Annotated in this window: 7 protein-coding genes; 4 read left to right on the top strand and 3 right to left on the bottom strand. The window is 58.3% G+C overall.

Annotated features, from left to right (window positions below):
* The 4 genes from WBR57_RS08635 to leuA all read left to right on the top strand — a co-directional run.
* Nucleotides 1-406, top strand: a 406-nt coding sequence (locus WBR57_RS08635) for an exodeoxyribonuclease VII large subunit (RefSeq protein ID WP_424083467.1), incomplete at its 5' end; no start/stop codon positions are given.
* A gap of 3 nt (nucleotides 407-409) precedes the next feature.
* Nucleotides 410-1,231, top strand: coding sequence for a peptidoglycan DD-metalloendopeptidase family protein (locus tag WBR57_RS08630; protein ID WP_424083466.1), 822 nt, complete (start codon nucleotides 410-412; stop codon nucleotides 1,229-1,231).
* Nucleotides 1,232-1,451: 220 nt separating this feature from the next.
* Nucleotides 1,452-5,471 (top strand): dermonecrotic toxin domain-containing protein, encoded by a 4,020-nt coding sequence (locus WBR57_RS08625; protein WP_424083465.1) that lies wholly within the window; start codon nucleotides 1,452-1,454, stop codon nucleotides 5,469-5,471.
* A 389-nt stretch (nucleotides 5,472-5,860) separates the two neighbouring features.
* Nucleotides 5,861-7,540: a 2-isopropylmalate synthase gene (gene leuA / locus WBR57_RS08620; RefSeq protein ID WP_083356880.1), complete on the top strand. Its 1,680-nt coding sequence runs from the start codon at nucleotides 5,861-5,863 to the stop codon at nucleotides 7,538-7,540.
* Between the two features lie 171 nt (nucleotides 7,541-7,711).
* Here the strand turns inward: leuA and WBR57_RS08615 are convergent, their stop codons facing one another.
* The 3 genes from WBR57_RS08615 to der form a co-directional block, all read right to left on the bottom strand.
* The gene (locus WBR57_RS08615; RefSeq protein ID WP_424083464.1) at nucleotides 7,712-8,503 is read right to left on the bottom strand and encodes an amidohydrolase; all 792 of its coding nucleotides are present in this window, start codon (nucleotides 8,501-8,503) and stop codon (nucleotides 7,712-7,714) included.
* Nucleotides 8,491-9,639 carry a pyridoxal phosphate-dependent aminotransferase gene (locus tag WBR57_RS08610; RefSeq protein WP_424083463.1) on the bottom strand — a complete coding sequence of 383 codons (1,149 nt, stop codon included), beginning with the start codon at nucleotides 9,637-9,639 and terminating at the stop codon, nucleotides 8,491-8,493. The genes WBR57_RS08615 and WBR57_RS08610 overlap by 13 nt, the downstream gene beginning before the upstream one ends.
* 134 nt (nucleotides 9,640-9,773) lie before the next feature.
* On the bottom strand, nucleotides 9,774-11,243 hold the full coding sequence (der, locus tag WBR57_RS08605) for a ribosome biogenesis GTPase Der (RefSeq protein ID WP_053135513.1): 1,470 nt from the start codon (nucleotides 11,241-11,243) through the stop codon (nucleotides 9,774-9,776).
* Nucleotides 11,244-11,323 lie beyond the last annotated feature (80 nt).

The raw sequence follows: 11,323 nt of genomic DNA, 5'->3' as shown, positions 1-11,323 counted from the left end.
GGACATGCGCCTGCGCCGTGCCTTCGAGCGCAGCCTCAATACCCGTCGCGAGCGTTTGATCCGCCTGGAAACCCGCCTCGCCGGCCAGCACCCCGGCCGCCAGTTGGCCTTGCTGCGCCAGCGCCTGGACAGCCTCGCCGAACGCCTGCCGCGCGCCATGCGCGAAGGCCTCAAAGCGCGCCGCCTGCAACTGCAAAGCCAGGTGCAAACGTTGCAGGTGGTCAGCCCGCTGGCGACCCTGGGCCGTGGCTACAGCATTTTGCTGGATGAGCGCGGCCAGGCGATTCGCAATGCCGCGCAAACCCACACCGGCCAACGCCTGACCGCGCGCCTCGGTGAAGGCCAATTGCAAGTGCGGGTGGAAGACAACCACCTGACGCCCGTTACCCTTTCGTTATTGGATTGATTGATGCCACGTCTCTTTAGCCTGTTGATGCTGCTGTGCCTCGCCTTCAATGCCCACGCCGACAGCTACATCACCCGCACCCTGAACAAACCCGTGCCGGGCGGTGTGGCCGTGGTCGAACTGGGCCCTGCGGCCGCCGCGCCGAAAGCCACTTACCAAGGCAAGCCGGTGCTGGTGGTCAAGGAGCAGGACACCTGGCTGGCGATTGTCGGCATCCCGTTGACCGTCAAGCCGGGCAACGAGCGCATCAGCAGCGGTGGGCGCACCCTGCCGTTTATCGTTGGCTACAAAAAATACCCGGAACAGCGCATCACCCTGAAAAACAAAAGCCAGGTCAACCCCGAGCCGGCGCAACTCAAGCGCATCGAGGCGGAGCTGGCGGTACAGATCAAGGCTTACCGCAGTTTCAGCCCGAACCTGCCGAGCAACCTGGTACTGGACAAACCGGTGAACGGGCCGCTGTCGAGCAAGTTCGGCGTGCGCCGTTTCTTCAACGGTGAAGAGCGCAACCCCCACTCGGGCCTGGATTTCGCCGTACCCGCCGGCACGCCGATCAAGACGCCGGCGAATGGCAAGGTGATCCTGGTGGGCAACTACTTCTTCAACGGCAACACCGTGTTCGTCGACCATGGCCAGGGCTTCATCAGCATGTTCTGCCACATGTCGAAAATCGACGTGAAGGTCGGTGACCAACTGACGCGCGGCGCGGTGGTCGGCAAGGTCGGCGCGACGGGCCGAGCGACGGGGCCACACATGCACTGGAATGTCAGCCTGAACGACGCACGGGTCGACCCGGCGATCTTTATAGGGGCGTTTACACCTTAAGCGTTCGTATAGGGCGCGCTTCCCCCACACTGCACAAAAATCCACCGCCCTCAAAAGACTATCTGCTTTGCAGAGGGTGGCCGCGTGCGCCGCGATTAAAGCCTACATTCTGCGAAGGAACGAAACTACGGGGGCGAGCCACGTATCCCATACGCGAAAGGAATGGATCGCTCTAGCTTGAACACCGATGGATTGAAGTTCTCCGCCGGAAATACGCGTCGTGACAACTCGCCTTATTGACCCGAATTCAACGAAACCCATCTCAATAAACGCACACTTGCCACCCCCCCTCGCGCTGGCGAGCGCGACCACGAATAACTCGCAAACAACTGATTTCCCGCCTCTGCCACCCGGCGCGGTGAACTGGCCTAATGTTCGGGGTATAAGGCCGGTCGAGCCACAAGGGAATGACCTTACCAGGCACTTCAAAGTCAGTGATACGCAGAAGCTGCTGGTTCAGTACGAAAGCCTGAATAAAGATATTGCTACCTTGCAGGGTCAGCAACCGAGCCTGGGACAGTTCTTGCAACAACACCTTGAAAAGGCCCTGCCGGAACAGCGACCGCTCAATATAGACGCGGTCGCTTTCAACATTTACCGCACTGGAGCAGATGGGAAAAAGACACTGGTTTCCAGTGAGCCTTTACTGTCAGCCCTGACCAGGAAAATCCAAGAGCTCGATGCCAAGGTCATCGGAGGGCAAGAAGGCCCTGAAGAAAACCCTGCCGTTGAGTCCGGCTTCTATGTCGGCGACAAACAACTTAAAAATCTTGGTTCTTTGCGTACGCTTGCCGCCGGTATCGCGCCTGGATTTGCGGCAGCCAACAGAACGTTCTGGACACGGGAACGTGCTTCCGAAAAAAATACCGCGTCTCCCCAAAACCAAATACTGGCTAAGTACAAAGAGATGCTCTCCACCGAAGCGGCCCTGCTGACGCGGGACGGATCGCTTAGCACGGGGGGCAAGAAACTGATTGATGCAGCACTTCAGTACCCTACCCTTGACGCACGGGAATGTGCCTTCAGCGACGGCGCGCGGCCCGGTCTGTATCCGATCAGAGTCAATGACAATACCGAGACGGGGAGCCTACTGCCGGGGGCGTTCATGATCACCACCAGCGATGGTTCGTCATCCTCTTCTCCCCATTGGCCCGATGGCACAAAAAATATCGAAGGCAATCATCTGAACGGGCCTGTGGTGATCCACACCAATGAGGATGGATTTGAAGAGTTCGAAACTCCGGATAAGGCACTCCAGGCACTGGCAGAAAAGCTCGACCGTAATCTTGACGACGCTCCCCCACTGAACCCGAACTCGGCGCTTTCAGGGCAGAGCTCTCAAGGCGACCAACTGCTGCGACGTTTTGCACCGCTCGAAGGCGACGTGGCAGCCGAGTGGCTTGTCAGGCAAATGGAGGGGCAAGAGTCAAAGGTTCGCACGGCGATCAACACGGGCCTGTTTCCAGAGAATGAGATTCTGCATCCAAACCCTCTGAACGACCTCCGAATCAAAACGGCTATTGAGGATGCGGTGGATGTGTCATTTCAGTTCGACGGCACCAACTCCCTACTCGCCCGCAATCAAAAGCTTGAAGAAAATCAGCAACCCGAATGGTTGAAAACCCTGACGCCCACACAGAAAGTGTTTTATCTGAACCTGGAAGAGAAGGAGCAGCAAAGCAACGAAACACTTGCCCCATTACTGAAAAAAATTCCCACCCTGCCGGACTTTGCCAAGACGCAATTGACCAAAGCGTTGCAAGCCAGGCTCCAGGAGCGATACCCACATGCAGGTATCGACCCTGACAAAATCATGGTGCGCATACAATCCAGAGACATTGTCCACACCGGTAGACTTGGGGGCAGCCAGGTATCCACACAAACGATGTCGTTAACTGACCTTTCACTGAAAAATCTCGACGAATGGGATGCTGGCAGCGCCACGCGTTACTCCCAAAAAAGCATGACCGCCAAGCTTGTCGATGCCAACGACAACGATATACGGGATGCCCAAGGCAATGCCCTCTCCCTGGATACGAAAGCACTCGAAGATCTGATCCGCCCGCTCGATGTCGGCGGGAAGTACCCGGAGCACCTCTTAAATGAAATGTCACCTGATGCAGCAGGCGCGCGAGGGTTGCGTGACACGTGGCACGCAAGCAAGCTGGCCAACCTGAAAAAAGACGCCTTTCTGGCAGGTCTTGACCCCACAAACTATCACGCGACATTGACCGAAGACCCGTCGAAAAAACGCAGCGCCGAATGGGTCAACGCAGTGATTAATCACACAGACCCGAGCACTTGGCCAACGGTTGAAGGGCACGAAATACGCAGCAGCATCTTGGTCGAGAATGGCAAGGAGATTGAGGGAACGTTTGTTATCCAGTCGCCTGCGCACCCCTCCCTGGTGCTATACACTCCCAATGCACCCGACGGGCTGACGTTTCGAGAGTTAGTCAGCCAGGACAGCCTGCAGAAACTGCTGCAAAAGCCCGAGTGGCGAAGCTACATCACCGATAGAACAACGCCGACGGATAAATACAAACTCATTTCAAAATTGACCCAGTTCGTGCCTTTGGACTTGGTAGCCCGAGCCGCGCGCGCGCATGAAGAGGGTCTTTCGCTACAGCCCATGAAGCGTCCCCTGCTCGACACTCTTTACAGGCAACAACTGGCCTCCCTAATAGGCAAAACCAACGCCGCAACCACCAGCAATGCCGAAGTTAATACCGAATCAACTTATAACAAGTTGATGTTCGGTGTCGAAGTCGGTTCGAATCTTCTGGAACTGGTGCCCGTCATAGGAAAAGGCATCTCAACAACCACTCGCTTGACCAAGGCAGCGATAAAAGCTCTCCGTGCACAGGGTAAAAGCCTGCCGACCTTATTGAAAAGTCCGCATGGCTGGGGAGGCGTGTACTCGGACTTTACTGTCGCAGCGACGGGTCAGAAACTGATCAGACACAGCGGATTACGCCCCGTGATGCAGGCGCGCAAGGCAATTAATGCTCGCCCTGCGGCGCACACTGCGCGCGCGCCCGCAAGCAGACCGGGGGCCCAAACGAAACATACTGAACCTGTCGCGCGTCCCAATCTCAGCGATAACGCTGTTCCTGAAACACTTTTGAATAGCGGGTCTACCCCGAAAAATGGCATCTACCTGGTGGACGGCCCCTCAGGTCACCGCAGTTTTATTCGATATACCGATAGCACCAATGTCAGCCGGCTCTATGAAATCAGTCCTGTCTACAAGTTCGAAGGGACAACGGTACGGGTAATCAACCCCGCTACCCGACGACAGGTCGCGACGATGACATCCACCGGCAATGGGGAGTGGCGAGTAAGCGAACTGCCTGGCGGCAGGCGTGGCGCACAACGCAGGCAGCAAAGTAATTGGCCGATGAACTACGTTGACAATCTGCTCTCAGGCGGCCCTGATCTCACACTTTACCGAGGCTTGAGAGGCCAGGCCGGCCGATGGTTCAGGGATGGGATGAATGAATTCTACGCCCGGCATGCAGCTTCCCCCGCACCCCGACCCGACATGCCAGCCTCCACGGCCAACTCAACCCCCTCCGAAACGACGCGCGAAGCGCTCATTACTTCAAACGGCCTTGTATTTGGTGAACAACATAACCAAGTTTCCACCAACGTGCTGCTGATAAAAAATATGGAGATGTACGCAAAAAACGGCGTTAAGACCCTTTATTTGGAGGGGGGAATCTGGAGTGGTAATGAAGGTTACACGGCAGCGGACATGGATCTGCTTCCCGACGCACCGAAAAACCCTAACTATATACGCACCATTCCTACTCGCCAGGATGTGTTTAAAGCTGCCGATAAATATGGCATTAAAGTCGTAGGCCTGGAGCACGAGCACCTGACGATGCACTCAACCCGTAGCCCTTCAGATGACGCCAATAACCTGCGGCACACCAACGACCGTCTGAAAGAGTTCAACTACTTTGCCAGCAAGGTGATCGGCCAAACACCTGAAGGTGAAAAATGGATTGCCGTGGTCGGCAGAAGGCATATCAACACAACCCAAGGGGTCCCCGGAATTGCGGAGCTCACGGGAGGCACGGGAATTGGCGTGTATGATGCCGGTCGCGGTGCCAGCAGTGTGGGCAAAAAGTCTGATACGCCGCACATTGACAGAGGGCAGCGGATTACCTTGAGCGATCAGGTAGGCGACTATCAGATCTACCAAAACGTTGACCCCTACCTGAAAGCGCCTTGATCAAATAATCGCTCCGATAAATGGGCGCAAAGCAGTAAGCCTCGCGCCCATTCATGTTGACTGGAATCATTGCGACAACTGAAAACATGACGCAATAAAAATACAAATATTCATTTAAGCGCGCTATAAAACCTCGCAAATACTCCAACACCAAAAAAACCTACCAATTTTTCTCGACTGCTTGCCATCTTTCACCCCGGCGGTTAGGGTTGAGCTTATGAAAACCTCTCACACCCTCATTCAGCTCCGCCAGCACCGCAGCCTGTGCCTCGTCAGCGCACGACTGCCAGGCTGAATCGATCTGCCTCGCCCTTCAAAAAAGCAGCATCCCCAATAACAGTTCTACGGCAGGCCGCCTTTTCTCGGCCCTTACAACAAAGGATTTCCCGATGAGCATGCTCAAAGACCCGTCTTCGAAGTACCGCGCGTTCCCGACCATCGATATCCCGGACCGCACCTGGCCGTCGAAAACCATCACTGAAGCGCCGATCTGGTGCAGCTCCGACCTGCGTGATGGCAACCAGTCGCTGATCGAACCAATGGACGCCGCGAAAAAGCTGCGCTTCTGGAAGACCCTGGTTGCGGTGGGCGTGAAGGAAATCGAAGCGTCGTTTCCGGCCGCTTCGCAAACCGATTTCGACTTCGTGCGCACCCTGATCGAAGACAACCACATCCCCGAGGACACCACCATCCAGGTGCTGACCCAGGGCCGTGAAGACTTGATCGCACGCACCTTCGAATCCCTGCGCGGCGCCAAGAAAGCCATCGTGCACTTGTATAACGCGACCTCGCCGTCGTTCCGCCGCATCGTGTTCAATCAGGACAAGGACGGCATCAAGGCCATCGCGGTCAACGCGGCCAAGCTGTTCGTCAAATACGCCGCCCAGCAGCCGGAAACCCAGTGGACCTTCGAATATTCCCCGGAGACTTTCAGCGCAACCGAGCTGGAGTTCGCCAAGGAAGTGTGTGACGCCGTGATCGAGGTGTGGAACCCGACGCCTGAGCACAAGATGATCCTCAACCTGCCCGCCACCGTCGAATGCGCCACGCCGAATATCTATGCCGACCAGATCGAGTGGTTCGGTCGCCATATCAACCGTCGTGACAGCGTGATCATCAGCCTGCACACCCACAACGACCGTGGTACCGGCGTGGCTGCCACCGAGCTGGGCCTGATGGCCGGCGCCGACCGCGTCGAAGGCTGCCTGTTCGGCAACGGCGAGCGTACCGGTAACGTCGACCTGGTCACCGTGGCACTGAACATGTACACCCAGGGCCTCGACCCGCAGCTGGACTTCTCCGACATCGACGGCGTGCGCAAAGTCGTCGAAGAGTGCAACCAGATCCAGGTACACCCACGTCACCCGTACGTGGGCGATCTGGTGCACACCGCGTTCTCCGGCTCCCACCAGGACGCCATCCGCAAAGGCTTCACCCAGCAGAAAGCCGACGCGTTGTGGGAAGTGCCGTACTTGCCGATCGACCCGGCGGACATCGGCCGCAGCTACGAGGCAGTGATTCGCGTGAATAGCCAGTCGGGCAAAGGCGGTATCGCCTACCTGCTGGAGCAGGAATACGACATCAGCTTGCCGCGCCGCATGCAGATCGAATTCAGCCAGGTGGTGCAGGCCGAAACCGACCGCGTGGGCCTGGAGATGACCGCACCGCAGATCTACGCCTTGCTGCAGCGTGAATACCTGCAAGCCAACACCCCGTACGCGTTGGTCAGCCATCGCCTGCAGGAAGAAAACGGCAACAGCTTTGTCGAGGTCGAAGTCTCGGGCAAGGGCCAGGGCGAAACCAACCTGCACTGGAAAGGCAAAGGTAACGGCGCCCTGGAAGCGCTGGTGGCTGGCTTGCCGATTGGTGTAGAGATCATGGACTACAACGAGCACGCCATCGGCGCTGGCACCAATGCCAAGGCGGCGGCCTACATCGAATTGCGCGTGAATGGCGAGCGCCCGGTGCACGGTGTGGGCATTGATGAAAACATCACCACGGCCAGCTTCAAGGCGCTGTTCAGCGCGCTGAACCGTTCGCTGAGCCAACAGGAAGCGAAAGCGGCGTAAGCACTTACCGCTGAAATGCAAAAGGCCCCTGGGTGAGAACTCAGGGGCCTTTTTGTTGGGCTTTATAGTTGTGGTGGCTGTGAGGGCCTCATCGGGGGCAAGCCCCCTCCCACATTTGACTGTGTTCACAAATCAAAATGTGGGAGCGGGTTTGCTCGCGAAGGCGGTGTATCAGAGGAACTCAAAGCGATCGGCATCCAGGTTAGCCGGAAACTTGCTGCGATACGCCGCCAGCTCAGCCGCCTCCAGGCACACTTGAAACACCCCATCCGCCTCCCCTGCACTTAGCAAGGTCTCACCCTGGAAATCCAGCACCTGGCTGTCTCCGGTGTAGGCAAAACCTTTGCCGTCCGTACCGACCCGATTCACCGCCGCCACATAGCACAGGTTTTCAATCGCCCGCGCCGGCAGCAGGCGGTTCCAATGCAGTCGCCGCGCACCGGGCCAATTGGCGGTGTACAGCAGCAGGTCGGTGTCCTGGGCATCACGGCTCCACACCGGGAAGCGCAGGTCATAGCAAATCAACGGGCGAATGCGCCAGCCCTTCAATTCGAACTGCACCTGGCGCTCGCCAGGCGTGTAGTGGTCATGCTCGCCCGCCATGCGGAACAAGTGACGCTTGTCGTAATGCAGCACCTCACCGTCCGGCCGCGCCCACAGCAGGCGGTTGCGGTGGCTGCCGTCGGCGGCCTGGATGATCACGCTGCCGGTGATCACCGCGTTGTACTTCGCCGCCTGGGTTTGCAACCAACGGTGGGTTGGGCCGCTTTCCGGCTCGGCGAGGGTTTCGGATTCCATCGAGAAGCCGGTGGTGAACATCTCCGGCAACACGACCAGGTCAGCGCCGCGGGCCTGCTCCAGCAGCAATTCAAAATGCTCAAGGTTGGCCTGGCGGTCGTGCCAGGCCAGGCTGGTCTGGACCAGGGCGATGTTGAGGTCGGGCAATGCAGTCAGATCACGCATAGTTTTTCAGCTGCTTGTTGCAGCGTCTCCTCGCGTTTGGCAAAGCACAGGCGCACCAGGCGCTGGCCTTGCGGTGGGTGCTGGTAGAACACCGAGACCGGAATCGTCGCCACGCCATGCTCGCGGGTCATCCACAGGGACATGGCGACGTCATCCAGGTCCGGGCGAATCTGTGAGTAGTCGACCAGTTGGAAGTAGGTGCCGGCCACTCGGGTAAAGCTGAAACGCGACGGCGCCAGCAGGTCGCAGAACAGATCGCGCTTGGCCTGGTAAAAGGCCGGCAGTTCCTCGACGTGCTCCGGGTGTTGGGCCATGAAGTCCGCCAAAGCGTACTGCAGCGGGGTCACGCCGCAAAAGTTGACATATTGATGCACCTTGCGCAGTTCGGCCGTCAGCGCCGGCGGCGCGACCACGTAGCCGGTTTTCCAGCCGGTGACGTGGTACGTCTTGCCGAAGGAACTGACCACAAACGCGCGTTGGTACAGCTCTTCATGGGCCAGCACGCTGACATGGGGCACGCCATCAAACACCAGGTGCTCGTAGACCTCATCGCTGACCAGGTAGATATCGCGGTCGCGGATCAGTTCGGCCAGTTGGTCCAGCTCGGCACGGCTGATCAGCGCGCCGGTCGGGTTATGCGGGGTATTGAGGATGATCATGCGTGTGCGCGTTGAGAGCGCGGCCTTGATCTGTTCGAAGTCGAGGGCAAAACCCTGCAGGCTCAGTTGCACATGCACGCAGCGGCCACCGGCCAGCTCGACCGAGGGCTCATAGCTGTCGTAGCACGGGTCGAACACGATGACTTCATCGCCGCTGCGGATCACCGCCTGGATCGCGCAGAAGATCGCCTCGGTGGCGCCGGGCGTGATGGTCACTTCACTGTCGGCATTCATCGTGGCGCCATAGCTGCGGGCGATCTTGGCCGCCACTTGCTGACGCAACACCGGCAGGCCGGTCATCGGCGCATATTGGTTATGCCCGAGGGCAATATGCTTGCCCACCGCATCGAGCAAACCCTGAGGACCGTTGAAGTCGGGAAAACCCTGGGATAGATTGAGCGCGCCGGTTTCGGCAGCGAGTTGCGACATGGTGGTGAAAATGGTCGTGCCGACATTTGGCAACTTACTGGTGATCATCGGAGGCCCCTGCAGGTGAGCCCCAAGTTTTAAGCTGCCGGCTGCATGGGGTCAAGGCACAAACCGTCGCGCACAAAAAAGGGCTCCAAAGGAGCCCTCTCTTGCAGCGTGTCGCTGACCACGTGAAGCGGCGATTATTTCTTGTCGCGGCGCTTCTTGTCGGCCTTCTTGTGGTGAGTCATCAAACGACGCTTCTTGTTCACCTGACGGTCAGTCAAGGTGTTCTTGTTGCCTTCGTATGGGTTCTCGCCACCCTTGAACTCGATACGGATCGGCGTACCCACCAGCTTCAAGACACGGCGGTAGGTATTTTCCAGGTAACGCACGTAGGACTTCGGCACCTTCTCGATCTGGTTACCGTGGATCACGATAATCGGCGGGTTGGCACCCCCCAAGTGGGCGTAACGCAGTTTGATCCGGCGGTTGTTGACCATTGGCGGCGCGTGCTCGCCAACGGCGTCTTCCAGGATCTGGGTCAGGCGGTTGGTCGGCCAGCGGGTGACCGCGGACTTGAACGAGTTCTGTACGGACGCGTAGAGGTTGCCCACGCCGGTGCCGTGCAGTGCCGAGATGAAGTGAATATCGGCGAACTCGACGAAGAACAGACGACGCTGCAGCTCGATCTTGACGAAATCACGCTCGCTCGGCGTCATGCCGTCCCACTTGTTGATCGCAATCACCAGGGCGCGACCGGCTTCCAGGGCAAAGCCGAGCAAGTTGAGGTCGTGGTCCACCACGCCTTCGCGGGCGTCCATCACAAAGATCACCACGTTGGCGTCTTTGATCGCCTGCAGGGTTTTCACCACCGAGAACTTTTCAACTTCCTCGTGGATCTTGCCGCGCTTGCGCACACCAGCGGTGTCGATCAGCGTGTACTTCTCGTCGTTACGTTCGAACGGGATGTAGATGCTGTCGCGGGTGGTGCCGGGCTGGTCATACACGATTACACGGTCTTCACCGAGCATGCGGTTGACCAGGGTCGACTTGCCCACGTTCGGGCGGCCGATGATGGCGATCTTGATACCGTCTTTTTCGCTCGGGCCAGGAATGCGCTTGGCTTCCTCACCTTCGGCGACGATCTCCTCCTCGCCCTCTTCTTCCTCGGCATCATCCTTGGGGAAATCGCGCAGGGCGATTTCCAGCATCTGGGTGATACCGCGGCCGTGGGCACCGGCGACCGGGATCGCGTCGCCCAGGCCCATCGGGCTGAACTCGGCACGGGCCGCCTCAGGATCGATGTTATCGATCTTGTTGGCGACCAGATAGGAGCGCTTGTTGCGCTTGCGCAGGTGCTCGCCAATCATCTGGTCGGCAGCGGTGTAGCCCGCGCGGGCGTCCACCAGGAACAACACGACATCGGCTTCTTCAATGGCCAGCAGCGACTGCTCGGCCATCTTTTCGTCCATGCCATGCTCGTCACCGGAGATACCACCGGTGTCGACAATAATGTAGGAGCGCCCTTGCCACTTTGCCTCACCGTATTGGCGATCACGGGTCAGACCGGACAAGTCGCCGACGATGGCGTCGCGAGTCCTGGTCAGGCGGTTGAACAAGGTGGACTTGCCGACGTTAGGTCGGCCCACCAGGGCGATTACGGGAACCATGCGGCTCTCCACTTCGTTATTTCAGAAAATACAAAAGCCGCTGCATGGCAGCGGCTGGTGCTCGGGGCAGCATATTCAAA

Source organism: Pseudomonas sp. (assembly GCF_049590575.1).
Lineage (GTDB): Bacteria > Pseudomonadota > Gammaproteobacteria > Pseudomonadales > Pseudomonadaceae > Aquipseudomonas.
This window is presented reverse-complemented; position numbering and strand designations above follow the sequence as displayed.